The sequence below is a fragment of the Streptomyces triticisoli genome (assembly GCF_003270085.1).
Lineage (GTDB): Bacteria > Actinomycetota > Actinomycetes > Streptomycetales > Streptomycetaceae > Streptomyces > Streptomyces triticisoli.
Genome location: NZ_QFDQ01000083.1, coordinates 36,147 through 50,120 on the forward strand (window position 1 = coordinate 36,147; position 13,974 = coordinate 50,120).

Sequence of the window (13,974 nt, forward strand, 5' to 3'; positions counted from 1 at the left end):
CGTCCGCACGTCGGTCACGGCCGACTCGCACAGAGCCGGGTACGGGCCTGGTCGACACCGACCCGAACCAGACATACAGGACCCGAAGGGGTATTTTTCGAGGAGTGATCGTGGAGTTGGAGTTGGAGCTCGAGGGTGCGGACCTGAAGGCCGTGCTGAACCGGCTGCGCCGGGCACAGGGTCAGATCTCCGGTGTGATCCGGATGATCGAGGAGGGACGCGACTGCGAGGACGTCGTCACGCAGCTCGCCGCCGCCTCGCGGGCACTGGACCGGGCCGGCTTCGCCATCATCGCCACCGGTCTGCAGAAGTGCGTGGCCGACATCGAGTCCGGCCGGACGAACGACGAGGACGCGAACGCGATGCGCGCCCGGCTGGAGAGGCTGTTCCTGTCGCTGGCGTAACAGACTTCACCACGGCACCCATCACCGGGCCGGAGGCGGTGACCGGGCGCCCATCGCGGTAGTACTCGAACCAGGGGCCGTGGACTCCGGCGATGCGTGGTCCGGTCACGAAAACGACGAACCCGCCGCCGTCCGGGCACATGGGGACGAGGATCGACCACACCACGCCACGGGATGCCATCTTCATCAACTTTCCTCCACAGCAGGACAGTTGTGGTCACCGAACCGTCCATCCCCAGCACTCTTCGGTCAACGGGCGCCACTCCTGAAGACCTCCGCCCGAACGCCGTGGGCGCGCGCCTACGGTGCGATCACCGGGCGGGACGGCGACGGCCGCCGCGCCCAGCCGACGATCAAGGGGAGGCAGCATGGCAAGTGTGGAAGTGTCGCTGAAGGAAATGATGGCCGCGGTCGAGGGGGCGCTGGGCGCGGCGGTCGTCGACTACACCAGTGGAATGGCCCTGGGGACCCTGGGCGGGGGCAAGGACCTGGATCTGACCATCGCCGCCGCGGGGAACACGGACGTCATCCGCGCCAAGGTGCGCACCATGGAACAGCTGGGCCTGCAGAGCCAGATCGAGGACGTGCTGATCACGCTCGGCAGTCAGTACCACCTGATCCGCCTGGTCACCGGACGCAACGGCAACGGCCTGTTCCTCTACCTCGTCCTGGACAAAGGCCGTTCGAACCTGGCGATGGCCCGTCACCAGCTCAAGCGCGTCGAGGAACAACTCGAGATCTAGGACTTTCCCGTGCCCTCGGCCTACGTGCGCCCGTGATGTGAAGACTTCTTCAAGTCACCACATCAGCATGACCCCAAATGGTGGATGCGCGCGGCCGGGGGCGCAAAGAATCGGCTGTGCAGGGCACATTCCGCGGCGGCGCCCTCCGGGGTGCCGTCGCACCTTCGGTCCATCCCCGACGCGGCAGGGAGCGAGCACTCATGCAGGTCCCCCTCTACCAGGCCAAGGCGGAGTTCTTCCGCATGCTCGGACACCCCGTGCGCATCAGGGTCCTGGAACTGCTCCAGCACGGTCCCGTGCCGGTGCGGGACCTTCTCGCCGACATCGAGATCGAGCCGTCCAGCCTCTCGCAGCAACTGGCCGTGCTGCGGCGGTCCGGCATCGTCGTGTCCATCCGGGAGGGGTCCACCGTCCGCTACGCGCTCGCCGGCGGCGACGTCGCCGAACTGCTGCGCGCGGCCCGGCGCATCCTCACCGAACTCCTGGTGGGCCAGAACGAACTGCTCGCCGAACTCCGGCAGACCGACGGCGGTCGCGCCGGCCCGGCCGTCGTGTCCACCGGCACCGGTCACCCGTAGCGGAAGAGCGGTTCGAGGCGACCCTCGGCGGCATACGACCGGCCGCCGTTACTCGAGGACCGCGAAGCCGTCCAGTTCGACCAGCGCCTGTTCGTCCCACAGGCGTACGACTCCCACGACCGCCATCGCCGGGTAGTTCCGGCCCGCCAACCGGCGCCAGCAGCGGCCGAGTTCGGGGGCGTGGGCGCGGTACGCGGCGAGGTCGGTGGCGTAGACCGTGACGCGGGCGAGGTCGGCGGGGGTGCCGCCGGCGGTGCGCAGGGCGGTGAGGAGGTTGGTGAGGGCGCGTTCGAACTGCGCGGGCAGGGTGTCGCCGACCACCTTGCCGTCGGCGTCCAATGCGGTCTGGCCGGCCAGGAACAGCAGGCGGGAGCCGGTGGCCACCACCGCGTGGGAGAAGCCCGTGGGCGGGGACAGTTCGGGCGGGTTGACGCGCTCGGCGGTCACGGGGCCTCCCCGGTGGTGTGCGGCTGGGCGTACAGCTCCCTGGCGATGATCTCCCGCTGGACCTCGCTCGCCCCCTCGTAGATGCGGGGTGCGCGCACCTCGCGGTAGAGGTGTTCGAGGAGGTGGCCGCGGGCCAGGGCACGTGCGCCGTGCAGTTGGACGGCGGTGTCGACGACGTACTGCGCGGTCTCGGTGGCGAGCAGTTTCGCCATGGCGGCGCGCCGGGGGACGTCCGGGGCGCCCTCGTCGTACGCCGTCGCCGCCGCGTACACCATCAGGCGGGCCGCCTCCGTGCGCAGGGCCATCTCGGCGACCTGGTGGGCGACCGTCTGGAGGTCCTTCAGCTTGCCGCCGAAGGCCTCCCGGCGGGCTGTGTGGACGAGGGTCGCGTCCAGTGCCGCATGCGCCATCCCCACGGCGAAGGCGCCCACGCTGGGGCGGAACAGGTTGAGCGTGCCCATGGCCACCCGGAAGCCGCCGTCCACCTCGCCGATCACGTCGTCCGCCGTGACGGGTACGCCGTCGAAGTCCAGCGCGCCGATGGGGTGCGGGGAGAGCATCTCCAGCGCGGTGCCGGTCAGGCCGGGGCGGTCGGCCGGGACCAGGAACGCGGTCACGCCACGGGAGCGGGCGCCCGGTGTCGTACGTGCGAAGACGGTGTGGAAGTCGGCCTCGGGGGCGTTGGAGATCCAGCGTTTCTGTCCACTGAGCCGCCAGCGAGTCCCCTCGGGCTCCGCCCGGAGGGTCAGCGCCGCCGCGTCCGAGCCCGCGTCCGGCTCGCTCAGGGCGAAGGCCGCCACCGCGGTGCCCTCGATCACCCGCGGCAGCCAGCGGGCGCGCTGGGCCGGGGTGCCGTGGGCATGCAGCGGGTGCGCGCCCAGGCCCTGGAGGGCGAGGGCCGTCTCGGCCTCGGTGCAGGCGTACGCGAGGGACTCCCTCATCAGGCACAGGTCCAGCGCGCCCGAGGTGAACAGGCGTGCCAGCAGGCCGAGTCGGCCGAGTTCCGTGAGCAGGGCGCGGTTGACGTGGCCCGGCTCGCCCTTGTCCGCGAGCGGGCGCAGCCGGTCGGCGGCCAGGGCGCGCAGTTCGGCGCACCGGGCGGCCTGTTCCGGTTCGAGCGAGAATGCGGGCATTCGCCGGTCCTCCCTGCGTCAGGGTCCTTCCGGGCAACCAGCCGGGACACAGCCACCGTATCGCGCACCGTTGACTGTCGTCACCAACGCGCTACGCTCCCTGTGCGAGCCCACCACGACGCCCACCACGGCAAGGGGGCGCACCGCCATGAACCCGAGCAGGACCGGCACCCGGCCGCCGACGGCCTCGGCCCACGTCGACACCTTCACGCGCGACCACCTCCCGCCCCCGGACCAGTGGCCCGAGCTCCGCTTCGACCTGCCCGAGCTGCGCTACCCCGACCGGCTGAACTGCGCCGCCGAGCTGCTGGACCACGCGGACGCCGGGCGCCCGGTGTTCCGTACCCCCGCCGGACGGGCCTGGACCTACGGCGATCTGCGCGCCCGCGTCGACCGCGTCGCCCACGTCCTCACCGGCGACCTCGGCATCGTCCCCGGCAACCGCGTCCTGCTGCGCGGCCCGACCACCCCCTGGCTGGCGGCCTGCTGGCTGGCCGTGCTGAAGGCCGGCGCGGTCGCCGTCACCGTGCTGGCCCAGCAGCGCCCGCACGAGCTGCGCACGATGTGCGAGATCGCCCGGGTCCGGCACGCGCTGTGCGACATCCGGTCCGTCGACGACCTGGCCAGGGCGGAGGTGCCCGGGCTCGCCGTCACGACGTACGGCGGTGACTCCTCCGACGACCTCCTGCGCCGCCCCGCGCCCGGCACGCCGTACCCGGCCGTGGACACCGCCGCCGACGACGTGGCGCTCATCGCGTTCACCTCGGGCACCACCGGGCGGCCCAAGGGCTGTGCGCACTTCCACCGGGACGTGCTGTCGATCGCCGACACCTTCTCGAAGCATGTGCTCAGGCCCCGCGCGGACGACGTCTTCGCGGGCAGTCCCCCGCTGGGGTTCACCTTCGGGCTCGGCGGGCTCGTCGTCTTCCCGATGCGTGCCGGCGCCTGCGCGCTGCTGCTCGAACAGGCCCATCCGCGGCAGCTGTTGGCCGCGGTCGCCGAGCACCGGGTGTCCGTGCTGTTCACCGCGCCCACCGCCTACCGCGCGATGCTCGACCGGCTCGACGCCTACGACGTCTCGTCGCTGCGGCGCTGCGTGTCCGCCGGGGAGAACCTGCCCGCGGCCACCTGGCACACCTGGCACGAGCGGACCGGGCTGCGGATCATCAACGGCATCGGCGCGACCGAACTGCTGCACATCTTCGTCTCGGCGGCCGACGACGACATCCGGCCCGGCACCACGGGCGTGCCCGTACCGGGGTGGCACGCGCGCGTGCAGGACGAGCACGGCGCCCCCGTGCCCGACGGGGAGCCCGGTCTGCTCGCCGTCCGAGGGCCGGTCGGCTGCCGCTACCTCGCCGATCCGCGGCAACGCGCGTACGTGCGGGGCGGCTGGAACGTCACCGGGGACACCTACGTCCGCGAGCCGGACGGCTACTTCCGCTATGTCGCCCGCGCCGACGACATGATCGTCTCGGCCGGGTACAACATCGCCGGACCGGAGGTCGAGGACGCGCTGCTGCGCCACCCGGACGTGGTGGAGGCGGCGGTCGTCGGGCGGCCCGACGAGGCCCGCGGACAGGTCGTGGTGGCCTACGCCGTGCTGCGGGAGGGCGCGCGGCGGGACGCGGAGGCGCTGCGCGCGTACGTCAAGTCCGAGCTGGTCCCGTACAAGTGCCCGCGCGAGGTCGTCTTCCTGGACGCGCTGCCGCGCACGGCCACCGGCAAGCTCCAGCGGTTCCGGCTGCGCGCGGACAGTGGTCCCCAGCGGCCACGGTGACCAGCAGTGATACCGACGGCCTAAGATGATCAACGTGTCCGACCAGCACGCGCAACACGCCCCGAGGTCCTTGATCGTCACGTTTTACGGCGCCTACGGCCGCTTCGCCCCCGGCCCGGTGCCCGTCGCCGAGCTCATCCGGTTACTGGCCGCCGTGGGGGTGGACGCGCCGTCCGTGCGCTCCTCGGTGTCCCGGCTCAAGCGGCGCGGGCTGCTGCTGCCGGCCCGGACGGCACAAGGCGCGGCGGGCTACGAACTCTCCGCCGAGGCAAGGCAGTTGCTGGAGGACGGCGACCGCCGTATCTACGCCACGGGGCAGCCCGGGGACGAGGGCTGGGTGCTGGCGGTGTTCTCCGTGCCTGAGTCCGAGCGCAACAAGCGGCACGTGCTGCGCTCCCGGCTGGCCGCGCTCGGCTTCGGCACGGCGGCGCCCGGTGTGTGGATCGCCCCGTCCCGGCTGTACGAGGAGACCCGGCACACGCTCCAGCGGCTGGATCTGGACCCGTACGTGGACTTCTTCCGCGGCGAGCACCTGGGCTTCACGCCGACCGCTCAGGCGGTCGGGCGGTGGTGGGACCTGGCGGCGATCGCCGAGCAGCACGAGGCGTTCCTGGACCGGCACGCGCGCGTGCTGCGCGCCTGGGAGCAGCGCGCGGACACCCCGCCCGAGGAGGCCTACCACGACTACCTCCTCGCCCTGGACTCCTGGCGCCACCTGCCCTACGCCGACCCTGGCCTGCCCGCCCGGCTGCTGCCCGCCGACTGGCCGGGCGCCCGTTCGGCCACCGTCTTCCGGGGGCTGCACGAGCGGCTGCGGGACGCGGGGGCCGAGTTCGTCGGGCCGTGACGCCGGTCAGCTCCCGAGTGTCAGGCGGGGCTTGGGTGCGTCCGTGCGGCCCGTCCGCGGGCGGCGGCTGCCCGCCCGGTAGGGGGCGGGCCACACGGCGGCGGGGCCCGTGTAGCCCTGCTCGGCGGCGGCGTGCAGTGTCCAGTGCGGGTCGTACAGGTGCGGGCGGGCCAGCGCGCACAGGTCCGTACGCCCGGCCAGGATCAGGGAGTTGACGTCGTCCCAGGAGGAGATCGCGCCGACCGCGATCACCGGGACGCCCGTCTCGTGCCGGATGCGGTCGGCGAACGGCGTCTGGTACGAGCGTCCGAACTCCGGCCGTTCCTCGGCCACCACCTGCCCGGTCGACACGTCGATCGCGTCGGCGCCGTGCGCGGCGAAGGCGCGCGCGATCTCCACGGCCTCCCCGTCGGTCGTACCGCCCTCGGCCCAGTCGGTGGCGGAGACACGTACGGTCATCGGGCGCTCCTCGGGCCACGCTCCGCGCACGGCGTCGAAGACCTCCAGCGGGAAGCGCAGCCGTTTCTCCAACGAGCCGCCGTAGGCGTCGGTGCGGTGGTTGGTGAGCGGGGAGAGGAAACCGGAGAGCAGGTAGCCGTGGGCGCAGTGCAGTTCGAGCAGGTCGAAGCCGGCCCGGGCGGCCCTCAGGGCGGCGCCGGTGAACTGTTCGCGGATGTCGGTGAGTTGGGCGCGGGAGAGCTCTCGGGGAGTCTGGCTGCCCGGTGTGTACGGCAGCGGGGAGGCGGCCACCAGCGGCCAGTTGCCGTGCGGCAGCGGCTCGTCCATGCCCTCCCACATCAGCCTGGTCGAACCCTTGCGCCCGCTGTGGCCGAGCTGCACGCCGATCGCGGTGCCCGGTGCCTGCCGGTGCACGAAGTCGGTGATCCGCCGCCAGGCCTCGGCCTGCTTCCCGGACCACAGGCCGGTGCAGCCCGGGGTGATCCGGCCCTCGGGGCTGACGCACACCATCTCGGTCATCACCAGGCCCGCGCCGCCCAGCGCCCGGGCGCCCAGGTGGACGAGGTGGAAGTCGCCGGGGACGCCGTCGACCGCGGAGTACATGTCCATGGGGGACACCACGACCCGGTTGCGCAGGGTCAGTCCGCGCAGCCGGAACGGGGTGAACATCGGCGGTGTGCCGGGCGGGCAGCCGAACTCGCGCTCCACGGCCTCGGTGAAGCGGGGGTCGCGCAGCCTGAGGTTGTCGTGGGTGACGCGGCGGCTGCGGGTGAGCAGGTTGAAGGCGAACTGGCGGGGCGGCTGGTCGAGATGAAGACCCAGATTCTCGAACCACTCCAGGCTGGCCCGCGCGGCCCGCTGGGTGGACGCGACGACCGGCCTGCGCTCCTCCTCGTACGCCGTCAGGGCCTCCGCGAGCGAAGGCCGCTCCTCCAGGCAGGCGGCCAGCGCGAGGGCGTCCTCGACGGCGAGCTTGGTGCCGGAGCCGATGGAGAAGTGGGCGGTGTGGGCGGCGTCGCCGAGCAGCACCAGGTTGCCGTGCGACCAGCGCTCATTGACGACCGTGCGGAAGGTGGTCCACGTGGACTTGTTGGACCTGAGCGGCCGTCCGCCGAGCGCGTCCGCGAAGATCTTGGCGCAGTGCTCGACCGACGCCTGCTCGTCCATGTCCGCGAAACCCGCCGCTTGCCATACCTCCTCGCGCATCTCGACGATCACGGTCGAGGAGCATTCGTCCCGCGGTCCGAAGGGCCTCGTCGAGGGGTGGTGGTCGGGCGACGGGCGGGAATAGGGGTAGCCGTGCAGCTGCATCACGCCGTGCTCGGTCTCGGCGATCTCGAAGCGGAAGGCGTCGAAGGCAAAGTCGGCGGCGAGCCAGATGTAGCGGCAGCGGTGGCCGGTCACCCGGGGGCGGAAGACGTCGGCGTACGCCTCGCGGGTGGTGCTGTGCACGCCGTCGGCGGCGACGACCAGGTCGTACGCCCGTGACAGGCGGTCCGGGAGCGGGGCCGGCGTGCGGAAGCGCAGCTCGACGCCGAGGGAGCGGCAGCGCTCGTGCAGGATCTGGAGGAGCCGGCGCCTGCCGAGCGCGGCGAAGCCGTGGCCGCCGGAGGTGTGCCGGGTGCCGCGGTGCACGATGTCGATGTCGTCCCAGCGCACGAACTCCCCGCGCAGGGCCTCGTACACCGCCGGGTCGGCGTGCTCGATCCCGCCGAGGGTCTCGTCGGAGAGCACGACGCCGAAGCCGAAGGTGTCGTCGGGCGCGTTGCGTTCCCAGACGGTGATCTCGCGGGCCGGGTCGAGCCGCTTGAGCAGGGCGGCGGCGTACAGGCCGCCGGGTCCGCCGCCGATGACCGCGACCCGCATGGCGCCGGTCACCGTCTCCTCACCTCCCCCGCCACTTCGGCGGGCGCTTCTCGGTGAAGGCCGCGTGGAACTCGGCGTAGTCCTCACCGTTCATCAGCAGGGCCTGGGTGGAGGCGTCCAGCTCGACGGCGGCGGACAGGGGCATGTCCAGTTCGGCGGTGAGCAGGGCCTTGGTCTGGGCGTGGGCGAGGGCGGGGCCGTCGGCCAGGCGGCGGGCGAGGGTCCGGGCGGCCTCGTCGGCGCGGCCCTCGTCGGTGAGGTGGCTGATCAGGCCGATCCGCTCGGCCTCGGGCGCGCGCACCGGCTCGCCGAGCATCAGCAGCCGGGTGGCGTGGCCGAGGCCGACGACGCGGGGCAGCAGGTAGGCGGCGCCCATGTCGCCGCCGGACAGGCCGACGCGGGTGAAGAGGAAGGCGAAGCGGGCGGTGGGGTCCGCGACCCGGAAGTCCGCCGCCAGGGCCAGGACCGCGCCGGCTCCGGCCGCCACCCCGTGCACCGCCGCGATCACCGGGAACGGGCACTCCCGTACGGCCCGTACGACCTGCCCGGTCATCCGGTTGAAGTCCATCAGCTCGGATGTGTCCATGCCCAGCGTGGCGCCGATGATCTCGTCCACGTCGCCGCCGGAGCAGAAGCCGCGTCCCTCCCCGGCCAGCACCAGGGCGCGCACGGCCCGCTCGCGGGACAGCTCGGCGAGCAGGTCGCGCAGGTCGGCGTAGGCGCCGAAGGTGAGCGCGTTCAGCCGGTCGGGGCGGGCGAGGGTGACCGTGGCGACGCCGTCGGCGTGCTCGACGCGCAGATGGCGCCAGTCGGAGGTGCGGGCTGCGGAGCCGGTGAAGGGACTCATGGCGGACGGCCTCCTCGGGGACTGCCACGACCTGTGCCTCGCTGAGTTCTCCCCACCGAAGCTATCACTCATTCATGACTGTCGTCACGGGTGCGCGATAGCACTCATGGCGACGCGGACGGCCCCCGTCGCTTCGTCACGGCTCGTCGACAGCGCGGTAACGACGGGAGGAGGGCAGGGGAGGCCGGTCGTCCGCCCGGGTAGGCCGACCCGTACCATTCCCTCGTCGAAAGCAGGACAGCCTGATGACGATCACCGGGACGCCCTGCGCCACGAACGGACCCACGGTGCACGAACCCCCCTCCGCCCACCCGTCACCCGGCCACCGCCCCTCGTCGGGGCACTACGTGCCGCCCCTTCCGCCTGCCTCCTGGCGCGTCGCGCTGCCGCACACGGCCGCCGCCGTGCCCGTCGCCCGCGCCCTGGTCCGTACGGCGCTGGCCGAGCTGGAGCACACGGCCGACGGCGACACGGCGGAGCTGCTGACCGCGGAGCTGGTGGCGAACGCCGTGGAGCACACCGCGGGCCGGGGCCCGATAGAGCTGGTGGTGGAGCTGCTGCCGACCGGCTGTCACGTCGAGGTGCACGACCCGGACCCGGCCCCGCCCGGCGGTCTGACGCGCCCCTGCCTGACGGCACCGGACCCCTGGCAGGAGAACGGGCGCGGCCTGCTGCTGATCCGCGCCCTCAGCTCCGCCTGCGGGCACCGCCCGACCGCGTCGGGCAAGGCGGTGTGGTTCAGGCTGGCTGCGATTCCGGCGCCTCGGCCGCGTCCGGCGTGACGTCCGCCCGCCGCGCCGCGAGCCGGGAGTGGCGGCGCCCGTAGCCGACGTACAGCAGCAGCCCGGCCGCGAGGAAGGCGGCGAACTGGAGCCAGGTCGTCCAGCCCGTCTCGTACATCAGGTACAGGCAGCAGCCGACGCCGAGCAGCGGCAGCACCGGGTAGAGCGGCACCCGGAAGCTGCGGGCGAGGCCCGGCTCGCGGCGGCGCAGCGCGATCACGGCGATGTTGACGACGGCCATGACGGCGAGCGTGCCGATGGTGCACAGGCTGACCACGACGTCCAGCGTCGCGAAGGCGGCGGGGACGGCGAAGACGACGCCGACGATCAGGGTTCCGGCGACGGGCACCGAGGTGCGCGGCGAGACCTTCTGCAGGACGCGCGGGACGAGCCCGTCGCGGGACATCGACATCAGGATGCGGGACTGGGCGTACGTCACCGTCAGCACCACGGAGGCGATGGCGACGACCGCGCCGAAGGCGATCACCGTGCCGCCGACCGAGGAGCCGGTCACCGTGTTGACGACGTAGGACAGGGCGGCGGGCCGGCCTCCGACCTGGTGGCCGCCGATGGCGCCGATCGCGGCGAGGGCGACCGCGCAGTACAGCAGGGTGACCAGGCCGATGCAGACGAGGATCGCGACGGGGATGTCCCGGCGCGGGTTCCTGGCCTCCTCGCCGGCCGTGGTGATCGCGTCGAAGCCGATGTAGGAGAAGAACGCGGCCGTGGTGCCGGCGCCGATGCCGCCGAGGCCGGCCGGGGAGAACGGGGTGAGGTTGCCGTGCTGGAAGGCGGTGAAGCCGATGGCGCAGAAGGCGACGAGGACGGCGATCTTGAGCACGGCCATGACGGCGGTCGCCCGGGCGCTCTCGCGCACCCCGCGCACCAGCAGGACGCAGGCCATGGCAATGACGGCGACGGCCGGGACGTTCACGACGCCGCCGTCGCCCGGTCCGGCGGAGAGGGCGGCCGGGAGCTGCCATCCGGTGAGGCTGTGCAGCAGCTCGTTGACGTACTGGCTCCAGCCGACGGCGACCGCGGAGATGGAGATGCCGTACTCCAGCAGCAGGCACCAGCCGACCAGGAAGGCGGTGGTCTCGCCGAGGCCGGCGTAGGCGAAGGAGTACGAGGATCCGGCGACGGGGATCGCGCCGCCGAGCTCGGCGAAGGAGAAGGCGGTGAACACGCAGGTGATCGCGGCCAGGACGAAGGAGACGACGACGGCGGGACCGGCCTGGGCGACCGAGTCGGACAGGCCGACGAAGATGCCGGTGCCGACGATGGCTCCGATGCCGAAGCAGACGAGCTGGAACAGGCCCATCGTGCGCTTGAGGCCGTGCCCCGCGCGGTCGGCGCCGGATTCGGCGACGAGGAGGGCCGGGGACTTGATGCGGGGGGCGGACATGCGGGGGTGGTGCTCGTTTCTGGTGGTGCGGGGCGACCGTGGGGTGACCAGGGGTCGCGCTACGGCGGCGGAGCGGGTGGTTCCGGCACCGTTTGTCAGGGTAAGGCCGGTCAGGTCAGAGTGGCGACCATGATCGCCTTGATGGTGTGCAGCCGGTTCTCCGCCTCGTCGAAGACGACCGAGTGGGCCGACTCGAACACCTCGTCGGTCACCTCCAGCGACCGCAGGCCGTACCGCTCGTGGATCTCGCGGCCGACCTCGGTGCCGAGGTCGTGGAAGGCGGGCAGGCAGTGCAGGAACTTCACGTCCGGGTTGCCGGTGGCGCGCAGGACGTCCATCGTCACGGCGTACGGGGCGAGGGCCTCGATCCGCTCGGCCCACACCTCCTGGGGCTCCCCCATGGACACCCAGACGTCGGTGGCCACGAAGTCGGCACCGCGCACGCCGTCGTCCAGGGACTCGGTGAGGGTGATGCGCGCACCGCTGGAGGCGGCCAGCCCGCGGGCCCGGTCGACGATCTCCTGGGCCGGCCAGTACGTCTTGGGGGCGACCAGGCGCACGTCCATGCCGAGCAGGGCGCCGGTGACCAGGTAGGAGTTGCCCATGTTGAAGCGGGCGTCGCCGAGGTAGGCGAAAGCGGTCTCCGCCGGCGGCTTGGCGCTGTGCTCGGTCATGGTGAGCACGTCGGCGAGCATCTGGGTGGGGTGCCAGTCGTCGGTGAGCCCGTTGTAGACGGGGACGCCGGCGTGCGCGGCGAGCTCCTCGACGGTGTCCTGACTGTCGCCCCGGTACTCGATCGCGTCGAACATCCGGCCGAGGACGCGGGCGGTGTCCTTGACGGACTCCTTGTGCCCGATCTGCGATCCGGACGGGTCGAGATACGTCGTCGAGGCACCCTGGTCGGCGGCGGCGACCTCGAACGCACAACGGGTGCGCGTCGAGGTCTTCTCGAAGATCAGCGCGATGTTCTTCCCGCGCAGGTACGGCGTCTCGGTCCCGGCCTTCTTGGCGGCCTTCAACTCGGCGGCCAGCTCGACCAGACCGCGGAACTCCTCCCGGGTGAAGTCCAGCTCCTTGAGGAAGTGTCGGCCGGTGAGACCGGTCGGGACATGCACCATCGGAGAACTCCTGGGGACGGCGGACGAACACGGGACCATGCAAGTCTATACGATGCTCCACATTTATATACACACGGCGTCTCGTGTCCGGCGCGGTGGCAGGGCCTGTCGGGCAGCACTCATCCGAGGAACGGGAGCAGGACGAGCAGACCGAGCAGCAGGGCCAGGGCGGGGCCCATCGGCAGGCCTCGACCGCGGGGCGGGCTCTGCTCGGTGGGACGCAGTTCCGGATGGGCGTGCAGCGCGGCGAGCTCCTCGAACATCCGTGTGTACGGCAGGCGCAGCCCCAGCCGGCGTGCGGCCCAGTGCCAGGCGGGGAGGGACAGCTGCCAGGGGTCTTCACCGCGCACCCGGACCTCGACCGAGCCGTAGGCCGTGTACCGGACCGCCCGCAGCCGCTCCCACGGCACGTGCCGCACCTTCCAGACTCCGGTCAGCCACAGTCCCGCGCTGTCCGCGGTGATCCGCCAGTTGAGCAGGACGGCCGCCGGGCCGATCAGGAAGATCAGCCCGAACCGGAAGAGGTTGTCCCAGCGGAAGCCGTCCGCCGCCACCGCGTCGACGGCCAGCTCGATCCCGCTCACCATGCCCGCGGTGAGCGCCAGCCCGTAGATCCTGGCCACCCGGCCCGCTCCCCAGCGCATCGGCCGACCGGTGGGTTTCAGGGCCGCGGCCACCTCTGCCACGCGGTCGTCCGGCGGCAGCTCCGCGCCGGCGGACTCTCCTTCCGCGGCGGGCTTCGGGCCGTGCCCCATGCGGCCACGGCCCGTACCGGGCAGGCGGACCGGACCGACGGTGCGTGTCACCACCGGGTCCCCGTCGCTTCCGGCGGCGAGGAAGACCAGCTCGCCGCCTTCGTACGGGGCACCGAACACGACCGCCTCGTACAGCCGCGTGTCGAAGGCCCGGTCGTCGTCCCCGCCCTCGTCCTCGTCCTCGTCCTCTTCGGTGTGTTCGGCGTGCTTCCCCTCGTCGGGCAGCACCCTTGCGCAGTGACAGCTGAACAGGGGCGTGCGTCCGGAGGGGTCGTCGGTGGCGTGGATCCAGCTCCGTCCGTCACGGTCGACGCGCTCCAGCACCCGCAGGGCCGGCACCGGACCGCGGCGCAGCGCCGCACCGCGGCGGTACGCCAGGACGCCCGTCGTGAGCAGCGAGATCCCCGGCAGTCCGGCGGCCAGCGCCAGCAACTGCCAGGCCCAGGGGTCGTACGGCTCGGCGGCCAGACGCCGCCACGGCCCGTCCTCCAGCACCGTCAGCGTGGTGCCGACGGGGTAGTCCTCGGGGAACTCCGCGTCGACGGTGACGCTCCGCGCGTCGTCGGTGCGCAGCCGCACCGACGCGTCGTACCGGCCGGTCACCTCGGCCGTGACGCGCTCGGCCCCGGCGGCTCTCCGCTCGTCCGCGCGCACACCGCTCAGGCCCTGCCCGACCGCGCTCCCGGCCACGGCGCACAACACGGCACCCGCCGCGAGGAGGAACACCCCGCGCCGCAGCGGGCCGGCGGGCTCGGGCAGCCGGTGCCGCACCCCGGCGGCGGACTCGGCGAGTCGCCGTTGCCCGCGCCG

General features: G+C 72.7%; 13 protein-coding genes. 6 read left to right on the forward strand and 7 right to left on the reverse strand.

The annotated features are described in order from the left end of the window. Window positions 1-116 precede the first annotated feature (116 nt). The 3 genes from DEP02_RS14960 to DEP02_RS14970 all read left to right on the forward strand — a co-directional run bounded on the left by DEP02_RS14960 (window position 117) and on the right by DEP02_RS14970 (window position 1,725). The gene (locus DEP02_RS14960) at window positions 117-404 is read left to right on the forward strand and encodes a metal-sensitive transcriptional regulator (RefSeq protein WP_112467827.1); all 288 of its coding nucleotides are present in this window, start codon (window positions 117-119) and stop codon (window positions 402-404) included. A 368-nt stretch (window positions 405-772) separates the two neighbouring features. Further along, window positions 773-1,147 (forward strand): roadblock/LC7 domain-containing protein, encoded by a 375-nt coding sequence (locus DEP02_RS14965; protein ID WP_112467812.1) that lies wholly within the window; start codon window positions 773-775, stop codon window positions 1,145-1,147. 200 nt (window positions 1,148-1,347) lie between these two features. Then, window positions 1,348-1,725, forward strand: a complete 378-nt coding sequence (locus tag DEP02_RS14970) for an ArsR/SmtB family transcription factor (protein ID WP_112467813.1) — start codon at window positions 1,348-1,350, stop codon at window positions 1,723-1,725. A 48-nt stretch (window positions 1,726-1,773) separates the two neighbouring features. Here the strand turns inward: DEP02_RS14970 and DEP02_RS14975 are convergent, their stop codons facing one another. Next, entirely contained in the window at window positions 1,774-2,172 is a 399-nt protein-coding gene (locus tag DEP02_RS14975) for a RidA family protein (protein WP_112467814.1), read from the reverse strand. Continuing rightward, window positions 2,169-3,305, reverse strand: coding sequence for an acyl-CoA dehydrogenase family protein (locus DEP02_RS14980; RefSeq protein ID WP_112467815.1), 1,137 nt, complete (start codon window positions 3,303-3,305; stop codon window positions 2,169-2,171). The genes DEP02_RS14975 and DEP02_RS14980 overlap by 4 nt, the downstream gene beginning before the upstream one ends. A 148-nt stretch (window positions 3,306-3,453) precedes the next feature. On the opposite strand from DEP02_RS14980, the gene DEP02_RS14985 reads away from it, so the two are divergent. Both DEP02_RS14985 and DEP02_RS14990 read left to right on the forward strand, forming a co-directional pair. Further along, a complete protein-coding gene (locus tag DEP02_RS14985) occupies window positions 3,454-5,085 on the forward strand; it encodes an AMP-binding protein (protein ID WP_112467816.1) in 1,632 nt (543 codons plus the stop codon). 25 nt (window positions 5,086-5,110) lie between these two features. Then, a complete protein-coding gene (locus tag DEP02_RS14990) occupies window positions 5,111-5,932 on the forward strand; it encodes a PaaX family transcriptional regulator (RefSeq protein ID WP_112467817.1) in 822 nt (273 codons plus the stop codon). A 6-nt stretch (window positions 5,933-5,938) separates the two neighbouring features. Here DEP02_RS14990 and DEP02_RS14995 read toward each other — a convergent pair whose 3' ends face one another. Both DEP02_RS14995 and DEP02_RS15000 read right to left on the reverse strand, forming a co-directional pair. After that, complete coding sequence (locus DEP02_RS14995) at window positions 5,939-8,257, reverse strand: bifunctional salicylyl-CoA 5-hydroxylase/oxidoreductase (protein ID WP_112467828.1); 2,319 nt, start codon at window positions 8,255-8,257, stop codon at window positions 5,939-5,941. A 19-nt stretch (window positions 8,258-8,276) separates the two neighbouring features. Next, window positions 8,277-9,104 (reverse strand): enoyl-CoA hydratase family protein, encoded by an 828-nt coding sequence (locus DEP02_RS15000; RefSeq protein ID WP_112467818.1) that lies wholly within the window; start codon window positions 9,102-9,104, stop codon window positions 8,277-8,279. 245 nt (window positions 9,105-9,349) lie between these two features. Between DEP02_RS15000 and DEP02_RS15005 the strand changes: the two genes are divergently transcribed. Next, on the forward strand, window positions 9,350-9,886 hold the full coding sequence (locus DEP02_RS15005; RefSeq protein ID WP_112467819.1) for an ATP-binding protein: 537 nt from the start codon (window positions 9,350-9,352) through the stop codon (window positions 9,884-9,886). Here the strand turns inward: DEP02_RS15005 and DEP02_RS15010 are convergent. From DEP02_RS15010 to DEP02_RS15020, 3 genes are all read right to left on the reverse strand, one after another. Next, on the reverse strand, window positions 9,843-11,291 hold the full coding sequence (locus tag DEP02_RS15010; protein WP_112467820.1) for an amino acid permease: 1,449 nt from the start codon (window positions 11,289-11,291) through the stop codon (window positions 9,843-9,845). The genes DEP02_RS15005 and DEP02_RS15010 overlap by 44 nt on opposite strands. Window positions 11,292-11,401: 110 nt before the next feature. Continuing rightward, on the reverse strand, window positions 11,402-12,409 hold the full coding sequence (gene argF / locus DEP02_RS15015) for an ornithine carbamoyltransferase (protein WP_112467821.1): 1,008 nt from the start codon (window positions 12,407-12,409) through the stop codon (window positions 11,402-11,404). A 119-nt stretch (window positions 12,410-12,528) separates the two neighbouring features. After that, a partial coding sequence (locus tag DEP02_RS15020; RefSeq protein WP_157977450.1) for a hypothetical protein occupies window positions 12,529-13,974 on the reverse strand: 1,446 nt, incomplete at its 5' end.

Excerpts from the sequence above, each read along its gene's own strand:
- DEP02_RS14985 (WP_112467816.1), top strand. The coding sequence starts at position 3,454 with ATGAACCCGAGCAGGACCGGCACCCGGCCGCCGACGGCCTCGGCCCAC.
- DEP02_RS14995 (WP_112467828.1), bottom strand. The coding sequence starts at position 8,257 with ATGCGGGTCGCGGTCATCGGCGGCGGACCCGGCGGCCTGTACGCCGCC.
- DEP02_RS15000 (WP_112467818.1), bottom strand. The coding sequence starts at position 9,104 with ATGAGTCCCTTCACCGGCTCCGCAGCCCGCACCTCCGACTGGCGCCAT.
- DEP02_RS14965 (WP_112467812.1), top strand. The coding sequence starts at position 773 with ATGGCAAGTGTGGAAGTGTCGCTGAAGGAAATGATGGCCGCGGTCGAG.
- DEP02_RS14970 (WP_112467813.1), top strand. The coding sequence starts at position 1,348 with ATGCAGGTCCCCCTCTACCAGGCCAAGGCGGAGTTCTTCCGCATGCTC.
- DEP02_RS14980 (WP_112467815.1), bottom strand. The coding sequence starts at position 3,305 with ATGCCCGCATTCTCGCTCGAACCGGAACAGGCCGCCCGGTGCGCCGAA.
- DEP02_RS15005 (WP_112467819.1), top strand. The coding sequence starts at position 9,350 with ATGACGATCACCGGGACGCCCTGCGCCACGAACGGACCCACGGTGCAC.
- DEP02_RS15010 (WP_112467820.1), bottom strand. The coding sequence starts at position 11,291 with ATGTCCGCCCCCCGCATCAAGTCCCCGGCCCTCCTCGTCGCCGAATCC.
- argF (WP_112467821.1), bottom strand. The coding sequence starts at position 12,409 with ATGGTGCATGTCCCGACCGGTCTCACCGGCCGACACTTCCTCAAGGAG.
- DEP02_RS14990 (WP_112467817.1), top strand. The coding sequence starts at position 5,111 with ATGATCAACGTGTCCGACCAGCACGCGCAACACGCCCCGAGGTCCTTG.